Origin of the sequence: Bradyrhizobium sp. USDA 326 (assembly GCF_049739485.1) — a bacterium.
GTDB lineage: Bacteria > Pseudomonadota > Alphaproteobacteria > Rhizobiales > Xanthobacteraceae > Bradyrhizobium.
The window spans coordinates 2,986,365-3,003,885 of the sequence record NZ_JBMGQA010000001.1 but is presented as its reverse complement, the minus strand read 5'-3'; the positions used below and the strand labels follow the sequence as shown (position 1 = coordinate 3,003,885).

Here is a 17,521-nt window from a genome sequence, read left to right as displayed (position 1 = left end):
GAACGCCGATGCTTCGCATCGGCTATGGCGCAGCAGCGAGACGGGTGAGGGGTTGTCTCCGCGTCCTCATCTCTTGCAGTTTGAATTCGCGGAGAGAGAGCCCTCATCCGGCGCTTCGCGCCACCTTCTCCCGCAAGGGAAGAAGGAAAGAAACGGAATGCCGAAGGAGGCCTTACGCCTCCCGCACCACCGTCTTCAGATAATTATACGCCTTGATGATCTCGATCAGGCGATCTTCGGTGGAGCGATCGCCGCCATTGGCGTCGGGGTGGTGCTGCTTGACCAGCGCCTTGTATTTCGTCTTGACGTCGGCGAGCGTGGCGCTGGGGCCGAGGCCCATGACCTGGAGCGCCTTGCGCTCGGCGTTCATCACCTTGCGCGTCTCGGCCTTCGGCTGGGCGTCCGGGCCCTTCCGCCAGCTCGCGCGGCCGTTGATCTCGCTGAACATGCTGAACGGATCGGACGCCATGTCGATTTCGGCTTCCGCGCCCTTCTTGCCGCCATTGGCGCCCATCTTCCAGGTCGGGCGGTGGCCGGTCAGCGCATCCTTCTGGTAGCGCGCGACGGCGTCGGCGTTCATGCCCGAGAAGAAATTGTAGTTCTGGTTGTACTCGCGCACGTGGTCCAGGCAGAAATGCCAATACTCGCGCTGGTTCTCGCGCCCCTTCGGCGCCCGGTGCGAGCCCTTGTTGGCGCAGCCCGCCCACTCGCAGGCGACCGCGGTGTCGCGCGGCTTCACTTCCGGCTGCTTGCCACGCGGCTTGACGCGGATGGAGTCGAAGAACTTTGATGAATCGATCGGCATGGCTGACTATGACTACGCAATGCAAAAACCTTCAAGTCTTGACATTGCAATTCGCTGAGCACCCGGTCGCAATGACCTTGGACGTCCGGGTATTGACGGGGTGCGATCGCGCACCTTAATGGCACACATGGCTATGAAAGACACTATCAGCAACAGGTTGCAGGAAGCTTTCACGCCCGAAAGCCTGCAAGTCGTCGACGAGTCACATCTGCATGAGGGGCACGCCGGCCATCGGCCGGGCGGCGAGACGCACTTCCGTGTTTATATCGTGTCTGCTTCCTTCAAAGGGAAGAGCCGGATCGACCGACATCGCATGATAAATGCGGCGCTCGCCGCGGAACTCTCCGGCGGCGTGCACGCGCTCGCAATCCAGGCGCAGGCGCCGGGGGAAGGCTAGCCTCGTCATTCTGGGGCGATGCAGCGCGGCATCGACATCGTCAGCAGCCCTAAAACGATTTCCCTGCCCTTCTCGGCTTTGCCCCTTCCAGCTCGGCCTCGCGTGGCACCGGTGAAATACGGAGCGCGGTGATGCGGTTGCGCTCGCGGCGGAGGACGCGGAAGCGGAAGCCATGGAAGGTGAAGCTCTGGCCGCGGTCGGGAATCGAGCGCGCCTCGTGAATGACGAGGCCGGCGACCGTGGTTGCCTCTTCGTCGGGCAGATGCCAGTCCATGGCGCGGTTCAGGTCGCGGATCGGCACCGAGCCGTCGACCACGACGGAGCCATCGGGCTGACGGCGCACGCCGGCGACCACCACGTCATGCTCGTCGGAAATATCGCCGACGATCTCCTCCAAAATGTCTTCCAGCGTCACGAGGCCTTCAACCTCGCCATACTCGTCGACGACGAGCGCGAAATGGGTCTTGCGACGGCGGAACGCCTTGAGCTGCTGGGATATCGGCCGCATTTCCGGCACGAACCAGGGCGGCAGCATGATCGTGGTGACGTCGATGCGCGAGGTATCGCCCTCCGCCGCGCGGATGGCCCGCAACAGATCCTTGGCGTGCAGAATGCCGATGATGTTTTCCGACTTGTCGCGCCACAGTGGAATGCGGGTGTATTCGGTGGCCAGCACCTCCCGCACCAGTTCCTCCGGCGGCAGGTCGGCATTGATCATCACCATGGCGGTGCGATGAACCATCACGTCGGACACCGTCAGCTCGCCGAGGCGGAAGACATTGTGAATATACTCGGCCTCGCCGCTCTCGATCTTGCCGTGCACGGCCGATTCCTCGACCAGGCCCTCGATCTCGGAATCCGTCAGGATTTCGTGCTGCGAAAACTCCTGGACCCCGATCAGACGCAGGATCGCGCTCGAGGCCGCGTTGAGGCACCAGCTCAGCGGATAGAACACCAGGTAGGAGGCATGAAGCGGATACACGATCCACTGCGACACCGGCATCGGCTCCCGGATCGCGAGCGTTTTCGGCACCTGCTCGCCGATGATGATGTGCAGCGAGGAGAAAACCAGGAAACCCGCCACGAACGAGGTGAAGTGCAGCGTGGCGTCCGGCAATCCGAGCGGAGCGAGGATCGGACTCAGTAGCGCAGACACGGTCGGCTCACCGATCCAGCCAAGACCGAGCGAAGCCATGGTGATGCCGAGCTGGCAGCAGGCGAGATAGGATTCGATGTTGCCCATCATCGTCTGCAGCAGGCGGGCGCCGAAGCGATTTTGCTCGACCATGGCCTTGACGCGAAAGCCGCGGCTCTTCACCAGCGCAAATTCCGCAGCCACGTAAAACGCGTTGGCGGCGAGCAAGAGGACCGCCAGCAGAAGATTGATCGAGATCGAACTCATGTTTGCCTCGCGACCGCCTCGGCATTCCCCGCCGTTTCGCGGGCGGTCGATCTCAACGGTCCCGCCATCACTGCGACAGTTTCGACTGCAGGAAATCGCGCACCAGCGCCGGCTCGACGTCCTTGGCGATCACCGCGCGTCCCACGGCCTCGAGCAGGATGAAGGTGAGCTTGCCGCGCGCGACCTTCTTGTCCTGCGCCATCAGCGCCATCAGCGCATCGGCATCGGCAAGTCCTTCCTGCGCAAAACCGGCGATGTCCTGCAAGCGCGTCGGCAGGCCGGCTTCAATCAGGTGCCGTTCGACGCGCGCCGCGTCCAGCTCGCCGATCATGCCGAGCCTGGCCGAGAACTGCGCCGCCAGCGTCATGCCGATCGCAACGCCCTCGCCGTGGAACAGACGGTCGGAGAAGCCGGTCGCCGCTTCCAGCGCATGACCGAAAGTGTGCCCGAGATTGAGCAGCGCGCGCTCGCCGGTCTCGCGCTCGTCGCGCGAGACGACGCCCGCCTTGGCGCGGCAGGAGGTCGCGATCGCGTGCTCGCGCGCCGAGCCGCCCTTGAAGATGTCGGAATGGTTCTTCTCCAGCCAGGTGAAGAAGGCCTCGTCGCCGAGCACGCCGTATTTGGCGACCTCGGCATAGCCGGCGCGGAACTGGCGCGGCGACAGCGTGTCGAGCACGGCGGTATCGGCAATGACCAGCACCGGCTGGTGGAAGGCTCCTAACAGGTTCTTGCCCTGCGGCGAGTTGATGCCGGTCTTGCCGCCGACGGATGAATCGACCTGCGCCAGCAGCGAGGTCGGCACCTGCACGAAATCGACGCCACGGCGCAGGATCGCCGCGGCAAAGCCGGCGAGATCGCCGACCACGCCGCCGCCGAGTGCGATGACGAGATCGTTCCGCTCGATCCTGGCGGCGATCAGGGCTTCGCTGACTTTTTCGAGGCCCGCATAGGTCTTGGAGATCTCGCCTTCCTCGACGACGATGCGCGAGGTCGGAATGCCGCTTGCTGCGAGCGACGATTCGGCCGGCTCGAGCCAGTACTTTGCAACGGTGCGGTCGGTGACGACAGCCGTACGTACGCCGGGCCGCAAGGCTGCGACCCGTTCGCCAAGCGAAGACAGCGTGCCGCGGCCGATGACGATGTCATAGGCGCGGTCGCCGAGCGCGACATCCACCTTGACGGGATCGGAATGTTTCAACGGCGCAGTCATCGTATGGCACTCGCAACGTCGGCAGGTGGTTGGGCGGCCTGTCCGCCGCAGAGATGGGCGTGCAGCGCCTCGATGCATTCCTCGACGATTCTGTCGTGCGGCACATCGCGCGAGGCGATGGTGAGGTCGGCATTCGCATAGACCGGCTCGCGTTCGGTGAGAAGGCGCGTCACGGTTCCCTCGGGATCGGCGGTCTGGAGCAACGGACGGTCGGCACGGCGGCGCACGCGGCGCATGATGACGTCGTGGTCCGCCTTCAGCCAGACCGAGATGGCTTTCGCCGCGATGCGCGCACGCGTCTCTTCGCGCATGAAGGCGCCGCCGCCGGTCGCCAGCACGATCGGCCCGCCCTCGAGCAGGCGCGCGATCACCCGGGCCTCGCCGTCGCGAAAATAGGGCTCGCCATGGGTCGCAAAGATTTCCGGAATGGTCATGCCGGCGTGGGCCACCTCGATTTCGACATCGGCATCGAGAAATCGCAGGCCAAGCCGCGCCGCCAACCGCCGGCCAATGGTGGACTTGCCCACTCCCATCATGCCGACCAGCACGATCGAGCGCGCGCCGAGCGCCGACAGGATGTCGGCCTCAGGGGTCGCTTGTGCTGGCACCGCGGCGTCGGACATTGTCTCGCTCGATTGGATCTCGCTCCAACTGCCGCCGGGGGCGGCATGCTTTGGCCACCTATACGACCCCATGGGAGCCCTCGCCAGAGGACTCTTGCCACGAAACGGCGAACATGTTGGATGATTTCATTGGTTAATTTGCCCGTCTGGACCCTTCTTCGAGATCTCGCCGATGCCCAGCCTGTTCCGCTTCCTGACGGTCGTCGCCGTGATCGCCGGCATCGTCTATGGCGTGGTCTTCGCACTGGCGAATTTCGTCAATCCCAAGCCACGGGAAATGACGGTGACGATCCCGCCGGATAAGTTTCTCAAGAAATAGGAGCTAGCCTCCAGGGCATGCGCATCAAGCCCTCAGACGCCAGGCTCATCGGCCTGTTCCTCGACATGCTCGCGGCGGAACAGGGCGCGGGCCCCAATACGCTCGACGCCTATCGCCGCGACCTCACCGATTTCTCGGAGTTCCTGGGCCGTGCCGGCCGCAGTTTCGCGGATGCGGAGACGCAAACGCTGCGCGACTATCTCGCCGATCTCGACACCCGCGGCTTCAAGTCCACCAGCGTCGCCCGCAGGCTGTCGGCGATGCGACACCTCTACCGCTTCCTGCTCAACGAGCGCATCCGCGGTGACGACCCGGCCGCGATCCTGTCCGGCCCCAAGCGCGGCCGCGGCCTGCCGAAGGTGCTGTCGATCGCGGATGTCGACCGCATGCTCCGCCGCGCCAAGGAATTGAGCGAGGCGGAAGATGCCTCGCCCTCGAAGCGACTGCGGGCTTTAAGGCTCTACTGCCTGCTCGAGGTACTCTACGCCACGGGCTTGCGCGTTTCCGAGCTGGTGGCGCTGCCGCGCTCGGCAGCCAAGCGCGACGCCCGCATGATCGTGGTGCGCGGCAAGGGCAACAAGGAACGGCTGGTGCCGCTCAACGAGGCCTCGCGCCAGGCGATGGCGGATTACCTTGCCGCGACGGAAGCGGCAAAAGCCGACAAGAAGAACAGCGTTGCCGCGTCGAAATGGCTATTCCCCTCCTTTGGCGAGAGCGGACATCTGACGCGCCAGCATTTTGCCCGCGACCTCAAGGAGCTCGCGATCGCCTCCGGCCTGCAGGCCCGGCTGGTCTCGCCGCACGTGCTGCGCCACGCCTTTGCCAGCCACCTGCTGCACAATGGTGCCGATTTGCGCATCTTGCAGACCCTGCTCGGCCACACCGACATCTCCACGACCCAGATCTACACCCATGTGGTCGAGGAGCGGCTGAAGAGTCTGGTGCGCGACCTGCACCCGCTGGCGGAGAAGTGAGGTCTCGTGCCCCGGACGCAGCGCAGCGTGACATAAGCGCGTTTACGCGCGTCTTCGACGCGCTATGGCGCTGCTGAGCGGGGGCCCATGCCGCTTGCTGGGTCCCGGCTCCGCGCAGCAGCGCTAAAGGCGCTGCAGCGCGTCCGGGACACGAGAGGTCGACCGGGACGACGATGAAACCGCCTTGACTTCCGCCACATCTGCGCGGAAAGAGCCGGGGCCTCACGCTTGATTTGGCTGGCGCCATACAGCGCACAAGCCAAACCATTGAAGATGCTACACTTCTTTCCGCGACCCTAACCTCGCTTCGCTCCAAGGCCCCGTCCCCCTATATTGAGTTGATGCAAGACCAGATGCGCAGCTATCTCGACTTCGAAAAGCCCGTCGCCGAGCTCGACTCCAAGGTCGATGAATTGCGGGCGCTCGCTGCCTCCGGCACCGACATCAGCGACGAGATCGGGCGGATCGAGGACAAGGCGGCGCAGGCGCTGGCCGACCTCTATGCGAACCTGACGCCGTGGCAGAAGACGCTTGTCGCGCGGCATCCGCAGCGGCCGCATTTCAACGACTTCATCAAGGGCCTGATCACCGAATTCACCCCGCTCGCCGGCGACCGCAAGTTCGGCGAGGACGAGGCGCTGGTCGCCGGCTTCGGCCGCTTCCGCGGCGAGCCGATCTGCGTGATGGGCCAGGAAAAGGGCGATTCCACCGAGGGCCGCATCAGGCACAATTTCGGCATGGCGCGGCCGGAAGGCTATCGCAAATGTGTGCGGCTGATGGAGATGGCCGAGCGCTTCGGCCTGCCGGTGCTGTCGCTCGCCGATTCCGCGGGCGCCTATCCCGGCATCGGCGCCGAGGAGCGCGGCCAGGCCGAGGCGATCGCGCGCTCGACCGACGCCTGCCTGGCGCTGACCGTGCCGAACGTCGCGATCATCACCGGCGAGGGTATGTCGGGCGGCGCCATCGCCATCACCACCGCCAACAAGGTCCTGATGCTGGAGCACGCGATCTACAGCGTGATCTCGCCGGAGGCGGCGTCCTCCATCCTCTGGCGCGACGGCACCAAGGCGCAGGAAGCCGCCAACAACATGAAGATCACCGCCCAGGACATGCTCCGCTTCGGGGTGATCGACCAGATCCTGAAGGAGCCGGTCGGCGGTGCCCATCGCGACCCCGCCGCCATGATCGCCACCACCGGCGAAGCCATCGCCAAGGCCTTCGACGAGCTCCGGGACCTCGACGCCGAGGCCATCCGCAAGCAGCGGCGGCAGAAATTCCTCGATATCGGCCGGAAACTGGGCTGATTCGGGCTTGTTGCCGTGTCCCGGACGCGCTGCAGCGTGGAACGCTGCTGCGCAGAGCCGGGGACCCAAGAGGCCGCACAGCTCGCCCGCAGCATGGGACCCGGCTCAGCAGTACACCGCCAAGAGGTGCTGCGCTGCGTCCGGGGCACGAAACCGCCCGCGGCAAGCCCCCGGTAACCCCGCATTAACCCTTTTTTTGCCCAAATCGGCGATCTCAGTGGCGGTTTGGCCGTGTAGTCCAAGTTCCGGCCCAGTTTAAGTCTCTGTTGACCACAGCTTTGGGCCAACGCCCTCGTGATCCCCGCTCGGGTTGCGACCACATGACCCAGAGGTTAGAATTTTACTCAATGGCTTCAGGGCACAAGCGCTGGAGCGTGAGCTGAAAAAGCCCGTCATGACGGGTCCGGTTTGCCGGTCGGATCATGCTCCAGATGAATTGGGGTTCGCGCTCGCTGCCCGGCACGGTGTGGGGTCCATCTTGATTTCTCGTTCGCTTGCTCGCGCGCTCTTGGCTTCGGTTGCGCTGATGACGGCCGGCGTCCTGCTGTCCGGCTGCAACAGCGACCAGATCTCGCTCGCGACCAACGCCAAGGCCAACCAGCCGGTGCCGCCGAAGCTGATCGCCGCGATGGCCGAGAAGGACATGGACCTGCAGTCCCCGATCCTGGTCCGCCTGTTCAAGCAGGAGGCTGAGCTCGAGGTCTGGAAGCAGACCCGCTCGGGCAAGTTCGCGCTGCTCAAGACCTATCCGATCTGCCGCTGGTCGGGCGACCTCGGCCCCAAGGTGCGCGAGGGCGACCGCCAGGCGCCGGAGGGATTCTACTCGATCAATCCGAGCCAGATGAATCCGCAATCGGCCTATTACCTCTCCTTCAACACGGGCTATCCGAACGCATTCGACAAGGCGCTGGGGCGCACCGGCTCGCAGTTGATGGTGCATGGCGATTGCTCCTCGCGCGGCTGCTACGCGATGACGGACGAGCAGATCGCGGAGATCTATTCGCTCGGGCGCGAATCCTTCTTCGGCGGCCAGAAGGCGTTCCAGCTGCAGGCCTATCCGTTCAAGATGACGCCGATGAACATGGCGAGGCACCGGAACAATCCGAACATGCCGTTCTGGAAGATGATCAAGGAAGGCTATGATCATTTCGAGGTGACGCGGCAGGAGCCGAAGGTCGATTTCTGCGAGAAGAAATACGTGTTCGACGCGGCGAAGCCGGCGGACGCCAAGCGCGATCCGGTGTTCGACGCCTCGGCGAAATGCCCGGCCTATGTGATCCCCGAGGAGATCGCCGAGGCCGTGCGCGGGAAGCAGGCCAAGGACGAAACCGAATACGCCAGGCTCGTCGCCAAGGGCACGCCGGTGGCGCGCATGAACACCGGCATCGACGGCGGCATGAACAAGGTGTTCGCCGCCAAGATTCCGGAAGGCTCGACCGGCCTCTCCGAGAGCGCCGAAGGCACCACGCTGCAGATGCTGGCCATGGCGAAGGCGCCGGGCACGATCCCCGGACACGTCAATCCGCCCAAGCCGAATCTCGACTCGGTCGCATCCGCGCCAGCGACGCAGGAAGAGCCGGTTGTCGCCGTCAGCGCGCCCGCGACCACGCGCGTCGCCGCGGCTGCGCCGGCGGAGAAGGCTCAAGAGAAATCCTCGGGAGGCGGCTTCTTCTCAAATCTCGGCCGCAAGATGGGCCTCGGCACCGCCGACACCACGGCGACCACGCCTCCGCCGCAGGCCACAGCGTCCGTGGCGCCGGCCCAGACGTCCGTGACGCCGCCCACGGCAGCATCGAGGCTCAAGGCCGCAGTGACCCGCTTCGTGCCGGGGCATGACAAGTCCAAGGACAGTGCGAAGGATGCGCCGAAACCGACTGTGGCCGCCAAGCCCGCCGAACCGGCGAAGCCGGATACGCGCCTTGCCGCGACGCGTCCGGCGCTGAAGCCGTCGGTCTCGGACGGCGCGGGCGAAGCGACGCAGATCATGGGCGCCGCACCGGTGGTGCAGTCGAACTCGTTCGACAGCCGCTTTGGGGCTGTGAAGTAGGCGGAGACGTTCTCCACCCTATCCCAGCCTGACGCGGTCATTCCCCGCGAAGGCGGGAATGACAGTTGATCGCAGGTGACAGTGTCGCGCCTCATCCACAGGCGAACAGCGCGATTCTACGGCGCCAGATACCGCATCAGCTCCGGATTGCTGCGCACCTCGCCCGCCTCGCCTTGCAGCGCGACCCTGCCGCGGTCGAGCACGTAGGCGTAGTCGGCGACGCGCAGTGCGAGTTCGAGGTGCTGCTCGACGATGATGACGGCGATCTCCTTGGCGAGATCGATCAGGCGCTCGGTGATCTCCTCGATCACGCCGATCCAGACGCCCTCGGTCGGCTCGTCCAGCAGCAGCAGTTTCGGATCACCCAGCATGGCACGGCCGATCGCGAGCATCTTGCGCTCGCCGCCGGAGAGCGTGCCGGCGGGCTGGTCGAGCCGCTGGCCGAGCTTCGGGAAGATGGTCAGCACGCGGTCGACCGCGGAGGCATCCTTGTTCGCGAGCGAGCCGACCGCGAGATTGTCGCGCACCGACAGGCGCGCGAACACGGAATGCTCCTGCGGCACGTAGCCGATGCCGGCGCGGACGCGCTCCTGGGTGGCGCGGCGGCTGATGTCGCGGCCGTCGAAGGCGACCTCGCCCTTCCAGGCCGGCAGCTCGCCGACGATGGTCTTCATCAGCGTGGTCTTGCCGGCGCCGTTGCGGCCGAGCACGGCGACGCCGCCGCGCCAGGGAATGCCGAGGCTGACGTCGAACAGGACCTGGCTGCGGCCATAGCCGGCGTCGAGATGCTTGATGTCCAAAAATTCAGGCACGGCGCAGATAGATCTCCTGGACGGATTTGTTGGCCTGGATCTCGGACACCGTGCCCGACGCCAGCACCTTGCCCTGGTCGAGCACGGTGAGACGGTCGCAGATGTCGCGGATGAAATCGAGGTCGTGCTCGACGATGACGAGGGAGCAATGCTGCTTGATCGGCTGCAGCAATTCGCCGGTGACGCGACGCTCCTCCAGGCTCATACCGCCGGTGGGCTCGTCGAGCAGCAGCAGCTTGGGCTTGCCGGCGAGCGCCATCGCGATCTCCAGCCATTGCTGCTGGCCGTGCGACAGCGCCGCGGCCGCATCGAAGGCGCGGTCGGCGAGGCGGAACTGCGTCAGCATGGTCATGACCTGATCGTGCAGGAGCCCGCGCGTGCGCGAGAACACGAGGTCGAGCAGCGAGCACTGCGCCTGCAGCGCGAGCAGGATGTTGTCGTAGAGCGTCAGCGTCGGCAGCACGGATGTGATCTGGAATTTCAGGCTCATGCCGGCGCGGGCGCGCTCGGTCGGGGTGAAGGCGGTGATGTCGGTGTTGACGAAGCTCACCTTGCCCTGCGTCGGCACCTCGGCGCCAGCGATGCACTTCATCAGCGTGCTCTTGCCGGAGCCGTTCGGGCCGATCAGGCCGTGAAACTCGTTCTCGCCGACGGTGAGCGCCGCGCCATCGAGCGCCGTGAGCTTGCCGAAGACCTTCTTGATGCCGGCGGCCTCAAGGAGCGGCATTGCGCTTCTCCTTTGGCTTCGCACCGAAGCTGCCGACCCGCTCACGCTCGCCGAGCACGAAGCTGATCAGGCCGAGCGGCCGGAACAGGATCACGAGCAGCAGCAGGAGGCCCAGGATGATCGGCCAGATGTCACGATAATTGTCCGACAGCCAGAAGCTGACGCCCTCGACGATGACGGTGCCGATCACGGCACCGATCAACGTGCCGGAGCCGCCGAACAGCACGTAGAGCACGACCTGGGTCGAGACCACAACGCCGACCATGTTGGGCCAGACGAAGCCCTCGTGGAAGGCATAGAGGCTGCCGGCGAGGCCTGCGATGGCGCCGCCGATGGTGAAGATGATGGCTTTCAGATGCTGCGCCTTGTAGCCGAAGAAGGCGATGCGCTGCTCGTTCTCGCGCAGGCCGGCGAGCGCGAGGCCGAACTGCGAGCGCACCAGGAAGCGGCAGAGCAGGTAGACGACGACGAGGATGCCGAGCACGAGATAATAAAAGGCCGGTCCTTCCGTGAAGTCGTAGCCGCCGAGCGACATCGGCACGATCGAGGGGATGCCGTTCTGGCCGCCGAGATAATACCAGCCGCGGGCGAGGCGATCGGCGGCGTAGGAGCCGGTGAGCGTGCCCAGCGACACGAAGATCACGCTGGAGGGATGCCGTCCCAGCAGCAGGAAGCCGCCGAGCAGGAGCGCGAAGGTGAGCCCGATCAGCGTGCCCGCCGGCAGCACGAGGAAGATGTTGGTGATGTCGAGGTCGCGCGCGAGCAGCGCGACGCCGTAGCCGGCCGAACCGAAGAACAGGGCCTGGCCGAAGCTCATGATGCCGGCATAGCCCCAGACCAGATCGAACGACAGCGCGAACAGCACCAGGATGATCACGCGCGTCGCGAACACCGTGAGATAGTCCTGCAGCACCAGCGGCGCGAGCAGCGCCGCGACGAGCACGACGCCCTCCACGATCGGCAGGATCTTTCGCTCCGCTGTCGCCCGTCCTGCTGCCGCAGTGCGCTCGACCACCGAAACGTCTATCTCGCCCCCGGCGTCGGCGTGGACGGCCTGCTTAGCTGCACCCATGAATTTCAGCATTCCGAGTTAAAGCGCTTCGTGGTGGTCGACACCTCTCCCCAGCGGGGAGAGGTGAAAAATCAGCATTCCTTGGGATCGACGAGGCCGTTGCTGCGGGCGACGATTTCGTAGTTTCCGCCCTTCGCGACGGCGGTGTACATCTTCATCTTGCAGTGTCGCTTGCCCGGCACCATCTCGGCGGGCCCGCCGGGACCTTCCGCGATCTTGGCATGGTCGAGCGCGGCGGCAACCGACTCGCGATCGATCTTGCCCGCTTCCTTGACGGCGGCTTCCCACAGCTTCAGGCCGCGATAGGTGCCGGTGGCAGCACTGCCGGCGGCGAACAGGAAGTTGCCGGGGAAATCCTTCTCGTACGCGGCCTGGATCTTCGCGTCGAACGGGTTTTCCTTGGTCAACACCTTGAAATAGTCGAGGCAGCTTGCGAGGCCCTCGATCTCGGCGGCCTGGTTGATGTTGAGCGTGTTCTCATCATAGTAGACGCAGGCGAGCCGCCCGCCGTTCTTGAGGAAGCCCGCTTCATAAAGCTGCTTGAAGAACGGGCCGACGCCGGGCGGAATGACGGTGTTGAAGACGACGTCGACCTTGTTGGAGATGATGCGGTTGACGGTCGAGGAGAAGTCGACCTGGTCGAGCGGGTAATATTCCTCGAACACGACCTCGCCGCCGTTGGATTCGATCACCTTGCGGGCGTAGACGTTGAGCGTGTGCGGCCAGACATAGTTGGCGCTGGGCAGCGCGAACTTCTTGCCGCCGTTCTTGATCAGCCAGGGGATGAATTCGTCGCATTGCTGCGCCGGCGTGGGGCCGGTGCAGAACAGGTAGGGCGTGCACTCCTTGCCTTCGTAGAGCTGGGGATAGATGTAGAGCGTCTTGCCGCGGGCGACGATCGGATCCTTGATCGCGTTGCGCATCGACGAGGTGATGCCGCCGAGCACCATGTCGACCTTGTCGCGCTGGATCAGTTTTCGCACGTTGCCGACGGCCACCGATTCGTTGGACGCGGTGTCCTCGATGTAGAGCTCGAGCGGACGGCCGAGCAGGCCGCCGGCCGCGTTGATCTCCTTGATCACCATCTTGGCGACGTTGGCGTCAGCATTGCCGGCATAGGCGATGGGGCCAGTGAGGTCGGTGGCGATGCCGACCTTGATCGGGGCCTCGGCCGCATTGGCCCAGGGCGCCGGGATCACCCAGCTGCCGACGCCGGTCGCGACCGCGCCGGACGCAAAGGCGAAATTGGAGAGGAAACGACGTCGCGTGAGCTGAGTACGATCAAGCATGTGATTAAACCCCTTTTCCAGCGATGAGACCCTGCGGGCGGAATTTGATGAAGACAATGGCGAGCACGAAGACGAGGACGTCGGCGACGACGGGCGCCATCACCCAGGGCAAGGCGGCACTGAGCGTGCCGATGACGCCGGCGCCGGCGACCGGGCCGATGAAGGAGCCGACGCCGCCGACCATGACCGCGACAAAGCCCTGGATCAGGAAGCGCAGACCGAGATCGGCGTAGAGGCTGAACACCGGCACGATCAGCGCGCCGGCGAGCCCGGCGAGCGCGGAGCCGAACGCGAAGGTGGCGCCGTACATCAAGGGCGTGGAGATGCCGGAGGCGCGCGCCAGCGACGGGTTCTCCAGCGTGGCGCGCATGCGCAGGCCGAAGCTGGTGCGAGAGAGCAGCAGGTAGCAGCCGGCCATCACAAGGAGCGTGATGACGATGATGGTGAAGCGCCATGCCGAGATGTGCATGGCGCCGATGTCGATCGAGCCGCCGATCGGCTCCGGTACGGTGAGATAGAAGCCGCCGATCAGGCCGCGCACGGATTCGCGGATGATCAGGCCGAGCGCATAGGTTCCGAGCATGGCGACAATGGGCGCGGCGTAGAACCTGCGGATGATCAGCGCTTCCAGCACGAAGCCGAGCGCGCCGACGACGACCGGCGCCGCGACCATGCCGGCCCAGATCGGCAGGCCCTTGGCATAGGCGAGATAGGTGATGTAGGCCCCGAGCAGGACGAACTCGCCCTGCGCGAAGTTGAAGATCCCCATCATGCTGGCGATGATCCCGAGCCCCAGCACGATCAAGACGATGATCGCAGCGAAGCTCAGGATCTCGAACGCCGCGACGAACGCGTTAGCCATGCGTTGCGTTTCCGCCGAGTTGAAGCAAAGGGTTCCTCACATCTTCTTCCAGTCGCCGATCTGCTCGAAAGCATGGGCGGCGCGGTAGATGGTGGATTCCTCGAACATGCGGCCGACCAGCATCAGGCCGACCGGCAGGCCGTCGACCATGCCGCAGGGCAGCGACATTGCGGGATGGTGGGTGATGTCGAACGGCGCGGTGTTGGAGATCATCTCGAGCGCGCGGGCGACATACTCCTCGCGGCTGGCATTGGGCTCCGGCAGCTTGGTCGCCTTCATCGGCGTGGTCGGCATCAGCAGGAGATCGTAATCCCCCAATGCCTTGTCGTAGGCCGCAGTCAGTCGGCGCGAGATGTTGAGCGCCTTGCCATAGAAGCGTGGACCGAAATTGTTGTTGATGTAGGTGCCGAGCATCATGAACAGCTTCGTGGTCTCGGACAGCGAATCGGCCTGCCGGCGCCAGCCACGGTGGAAATCCATCAGCGAGGTCGAATAGAGGTCGCCGCGGCTGAGGCCGTAGCCGTCGCCAAACATCATGGTCTGGGTCAGGCCTTCGGTGCCGATCGGGGTCCAGATCGCGCCGCCGAGCAGATGCATCGGGATCGACACGGTCTCGACGCTGGCCCCGAGATCCTTGAAGCGCTTTGCCGCCTCGCGCACGCTTTCATTCACCGCGGCCTCTGCAACCGGCTGCTCGAAACCTTCCTTGAGGATGCCGATCTTCATGCCCTTGACGCCCTGACCGAGCGCCTTGGTGTATTCCTCGACCTTCGGAGCCTTGATGCGCGGATCGTAGCCGTCGTCGCCGGCGAGCACTTCGAGCAGCAGCGCGTTGTCGGCCACCGTCGCGGTCATCGGGCCGGTATGGTCGACATAGATCTCGATGGGCATGATCCCGGTATAAGGCACGAGGCCCCAGGTCGGCTTCATCCCGTAGATGCCACAGAACGAGGACGGCATCCGGATCGAGCCGCCCTGATCGCCGCCGATCGCCATGTCGACCTCGCCGAGCGCGACCACGACGCCCGAGCCCGACGACGAGCCACCGGCCGAGTAACCCATCTTGTGCGGATTGTGCACCGCCCCGTAGGAGCCGGTGTGGCTGCCGCCGGACAGGCAGAAGTGTTCGCAATGCACCTTGCCCTTGATCTCGGCGCCGGCATCCAGCATGCGCGTGACGATGGTGGCGTCGAAATCGGGCACATAGCCTTCCAGCGTCGACGACCCATTGGTCATGGGAACGCCGGCCAGCATGATGTTGTCCTTCAGTGCAACGGTCTTGCCCTTGAGCTTGCCGCTGGCGGCACCCTTCACGGTCGATTTGCGATACCAGGCATTGCGGGGGTTCTCTTCCGGCGAGGGGCGGTAGCCCGGCGTGCGCGGGTATTTGACCTCCGGCACCTCGTCCGGCATCGCGGCAACGAGATTGTAGGCCTCGATCGAGCCCTGCATCAGGCCGCGGAACGAGGCGACGTCGTCGTCGGACAGCGAAAGGCCGCACTGCTCGGCGACGCTACGAAGTTGGGCGGGCGTGGGAAGGACAACTGTCACGGCGCTCTCCTTGAAGATTTCTTGATCCCTGGCGTTGAACGGAAGCCTTTCTCCCGCGCCTGCACGGCGCGGGCCGGTTGGCTTCGCGTCGATACTACAGACGGAAATATTTTCCTTTTCAAGTTTTATTTCGCGAGACGGCTGCGGCGTATCAGCGGCCGCACTCAGAACGTCTTGATGATCCTGAAGTCGAGACCGTCGGCTTCAGCAAGGTACATCGGCATCTCGGCGCGGCCGTCGCGAACAGTCACGGGACCACGGCCGGCCGAGTAGACGGTGTTGCGCGCGGCCTTCAGGAGCGGACGAAACGCCAGCGAGCCGGCGCGGTTGGCCACGGTCTCCAGGAAGCGCAACCCTTCATAGTTCGACTGACCGATCGAGCCGACCGGCGGCGCGTGCGGGCCGAACATGGCTTGATAACCACTGAGAAACTCGTCGTTGGCCCGCGAGGCCATGCAGTTGAAATAGCCGGAGGCGCAGAACAGGTTCTCGGTGTTGTCGGCGCCGATGCCGAGCAGCACGGTCTCGTCCATCGCGCCGGCAAGCCGCAGCGTCGAGGTCGCAAGGCCCGCTTCCGCGAAGGCGCGGTTGAAGGTGATGCTGTCGGTGCCGATCAGCGAAATCAGCACCACGTCCGGCTTGGCGGCGCGGATGCGCGCCAGATGCGGCTCGTGATTGTCCTCGCCGACCGGGACGAACTCCTCGCCGACGACCTGGCCGCCCGCTTCCTTGATGTAGCGCTTGACCGCGCGATGCGACTGCCACGGCCAGACGTAATCGCTGCCGATGAGATACCAGCGCGCCGCCTTCTTGACCTCCGCGAGCCAATGGATCGACGGTCGGTTCTGCCAGCGCGGCGTCTCGCCGATCGCCATGACGCCCGGCGTCCGCTCGCCGCCTTCATAGACCGGCGTGTAGATATAGGGGATGCGGTTGCCGGTGACCTTGCGCAGCGCAACGCGGACGGCGCTGATATGCGAGCCCATGATGAGGTCGACCTCGTCGAAGGCGATCGCCTGCTCGGCGCGGCGCACCACGTCCTCGATCGAGCCGCCGGAATCGTAGATCGACAGCTCCAGCTCGCGGCCCAGAATGCCTCCGCGCTTGTTGATCTCGGCGACCGCCAGCATCGCGCTGTTGGTGGAGGTCGGCCCCCAGATTCCGGGCGAGCCGGTGAAGGTGAGGAAATTGCCGATGCGCAGCTTGTTGCGTGCGCCGCGCCGCTTCATGAAATGCGCATCGACCGGTGACAGGTCGAAATCCGTCGCCGATGGCGACAAATTCCTGAACAGCAGGGACGGCGGCAACGCCGGGCCGCCGTGAGCCGGGAAGTTCACCGTCGCGCGCACGCCAACTCCTGTCCGGGACCAGACCTGAAAGCACATTCTTCGGGCGGCCGCGGCTTCCGCCCTTTTGTTAGGCAATGATCCTATTTTGAAAATATTGAATGTTCAAGAATTGAAGTGCATATAGATGCAGCATCGATTGCAAGACATTCACTCATTTGGGTCAAGACGAAGTCTTAGCCGTGGCAAAACCGCCGAAAGAAAACTCCCCGATCACCGAACACCTCGCCTACCTGCTCGCGCAAGCAAACCGGGAGATCAACCGGCAGCTCGAACTGCGGTTGAGCAAGGAAGGTGTTCCCGTCGAGCAATGGCGCATCCTGAAGGTGCTGTCGGATGGCAGCGGCCATTCGATGGGCGAGCTTGCGGATGCCGTGCTGCTCAACCATCCGACATTGACCAAGATCATCGACCGCATGGTCTCCGACACGCTGGTCTATCGCGTGCAGGACCCGAACGATCGCCGCAAGGTCCTGATGTTCATCTCCGACCGCGGCAAGGTGCTGTGCAAGAAGCTCAACTCGCTCGCGGTGGACCAGGAGGAGCATATCCTGGAGAGCTACGGCGACAAGTCGACGAGCGAGCTCAAGCGGCTGCTGGAGAGCCTGATCGACAGCTCGAATTGAGCTGCGCGTGAATCGAAACGTCAGCTTGGCGAGTTCTCAACACCCGTCGTCCCCGGACAAGCGCAGCGAAGCGGAGCGCAGATCCGGGACAGGCCATGGTTGTTTCAAAGATTAGCAGTTGCGCTTTCTCGCGCGACACGACCACCGCGCCACCG

General features: G+C 64.6%; 17 protein-coding genes. 6 read left to right on the top strand and 11 right to left on the bottom strand.

Annotation, left to right across the window (positions count from 1 at the left end):
• Positions 1–172: 172 nt before the first annotated feature.
• On the bottom strand, positions 173–805 hold the full coding sequence (locus tag ABIG06_RS14300; RefSeq protein ID WP_124162742.1) for a J domain-containing protein: 633 nt from the start codon (positions 803–805) through the stop codon (positions 173–175).
• Positions 806–932: 127 nt separating this feature from the next.
• Between ABIG06_RS14300 and ABIG06_RS14295 the strand changes: the two genes are divergently transcribed.
• Positions 933–1,202, top strand: a complete 270-nt coding sequence (locus ABIG06_RS14295) for a BolA family protein (RefSeq protein WP_124162741.1) — start codon at positions 933–935, stop codon at positions 1,200–1,202.
• A gap of 49 nt (positions 1,203–1,251) precedes the next feature.
• On the opposite strand, the gene ABIG06_RS14290 is transcribed toward ABIG06_RS14295, so the two are convergent.
• The 3 genes from ABIG06_RS14290 to ABIG06_RS14280 form a co-directional block, all read right to left on the bottom strand.
• Positions 1,252–2,604, bottom strand: coding sequence for a hemolysin family protein (locus ABIG06_RS14290; RefSeq protein ID WP_370137231.1), 1,353 nt, complete (start codon positions 2,602–2,604; stop codon positions 1,252–1,254).
• Between the two features lie 67 nt (positions 2,605–2,671).
• On the bottom strand, positions 2,672–3,814 hold the full coding sequence (gene aroB, locus ABIG06_RS14285) for a 3-dehydroquinate synthase (RefSeq protein WP_124162739.1): 1,143 nt from the start codon (positions 3,812–3,814) through the stop codon (positions 2,672–2,674).
• Positions 3,811–4,437 (bottom strand): shikimate kinase, encoded by a 627-nt coding sequence (locus tag ABIG06_RS14280; RefSeq protein WP_370137230.1) that lies wholly within the window; start codon positions 4,435–4,437, stop codon positions 3,811–3,813. The genes aroB and ABIG06_RS14280 overlap by 4 nt, the downstream gene beginning before the upstream one ends.
• Before the next feature lie 172 nt (positions 4,438–4,609).
• Here ABIG06_RS14280 and ABIG06_RS14275 point away from each other — a divergent pair, with 172 nt between their 5' ends.
• From ABIG06_RS14275 to ABIG06_RS14260, 4 genes are all read left to right on the top strand, one after another.
• On the top strand, positions 4,610–4,756 hold the full coding sequence (locus tag ABIG06_RS14275; RefSeq protein WP_035669499.1) for a hypothetical protein: 147 nt from the start codon (positions 4,610–4,612) through the stop codon (positions 4,754–4,756).
• Between the two features lie 17 nt (positions 4,757–4,773).
• Positions 4,774–5,730 carry a site-specific tyrosine recombinase XerD gene (xerD, locus tag ABIG06_RS14270; protein WP_370137229.1) on the top strand — a complete coding sequence of 319 codons (957 nt, stop codon included), beginning with the start codon at positions 4,774–4,776 and terminating at the stop codon, positions 5,728–5,730.
• 341 nt (positions 5,731–6,071) lie between these two features.
• Positions 6,072–7,034 (top strand): acetyl-CoA carboxylase carboxyltransferase subunit alpha, encoded by a 963-nt coding sequence (locus ABIG06_RS14265; RefSeq protein ID WP_370137228.1) that lies wholly within the window; start codon positions 6,072–6,074, stop codon positions 7,032–7,034.
• 526 nt (positions 7,035–7,560) lie between these two features.
• A complete protein-coding gene (locus ABIG06_RS14260) occupies positions 7,561–9,081 on the top strand; it encodes a L,D-transpeptidase family protein (RefSeq protein ID WP_370137226.1) in 1,521 nt (506 codons plus the stop codon).
• A gap of 116 nt (positions 9,082–9,197) precedes the next feature.
• On the opposite strand, the gene ABIG06_RS14255 is transcribed toward ABIG06_RS14260, so the two are convergent.
• From ABIG06_RS14255 to ABIG06_RS14225, 7 genes are all read right to left on the bottom strand, one after another.
• Positions 9,198–9,893, bottom strand: coding sequence for an ABC transporter ATP-binding protein (locus ABIG06_RS14255; RefSeq protein ID WP_124162735.1), 696 nt, complete (start codon positions 9,891–9,893; stop codon positions 9,198–9,200).
• The gene (locus ABIG06_RS14250; RefSeq protein ID WP_319336001.1) at positions 9,886–10,620 is read right to left on the bottom strand and encodes an ABC transporter ATP-binding protein; all 735 of its coding nucleotides are present in this window, start codon (positions 10,618–10,620) and stop codon (positions 9,886–9,888) included. The genes ABIG06_RS14255 and ABIG06_RS14250 overlap by 8 nt, the downstream gene beginning before the upstream one ends.
• Complete coding sequence (locus ABIG06_RS14245) at positions 10,607–11,704, bottom strand: branched-chain amino acid ABC transporter permease (RefSeq protein ID WP_370137224.1); 1,098 nt, start codon at positions 11,702–11,704, stop codon at positions 10,607–10,609. Before ABIG06_RS14245 ends, ABIG06_RS14250 begins: the two co-directional genes overlap by 14 nt.
• A gap of 59 nt (positions 11,705–11,763) precedes the next feature.
• Positions 11,764–12,981, bottom strand: coding sequence for a substrate-binding protein (locus tag ABIG06_RS14240; protein WP_370137223.1), 1,218 nt, complete (start codon positions 12,979–12,981; stop codon positions 11,764–11,766).
• A 4-nt stretch (positions 12,982–12,985) separates the two neighbouring features.
• Positions 12,986–13,843: a branched-chain amino acid ABC transporter permease gene (locus ABIG06_RS14235; RefSeq protein WP_370137222.1), complete on the bottom strand. Its 858-nt coding sequence runs from the start codon at positions 13,841–13,843 to the stop codon at positions 12,986–12,988.
• 36 nt (positions 13,844–13,879) lie between these two features.
• Positions 13,880–15,394, bottom strand: coding sequence for an amidase (locus tag ABIG06_RS14230; RefSeq protein WP_124162730.1), 1,515 nt, complete (start codon positions 15,392–15,394; stop codon positions 13,880–13,882).
• 164 nt (positions 15,395–15,558) lie between these two features.
• Positions 15,559–16,743, bottom strand: a complete 1,185-nt coding sequence (locus ABIG06_RS14225; RefSeq protein WP_370137221.1) for a substrate-binding domain-containing protein — start codon at positions 16,741–16,743, stop codon at positions 15,559–15,561.
• A gap of 179 nt (positions 16,744–16,922) precedes the next feature.
• Between ABIG06_RS14225 and ABIG06_RS14220 the strand changes: the two genes are divergently transcribed.
• Positions 16,923–17,366: a MarR family winged helix-turn-helix transcriptional regulator gene (locus tag ABIG06_RS14220; protein WP_124162728.1), complete on the top strand. Its 444-nt coding sequence runs from the start codon at positions 16,923–16,925 to the stop codon at positions 17,364–17,366.
• Positions 17,367–17,521 lie beyond the last annotated feature (155 nt).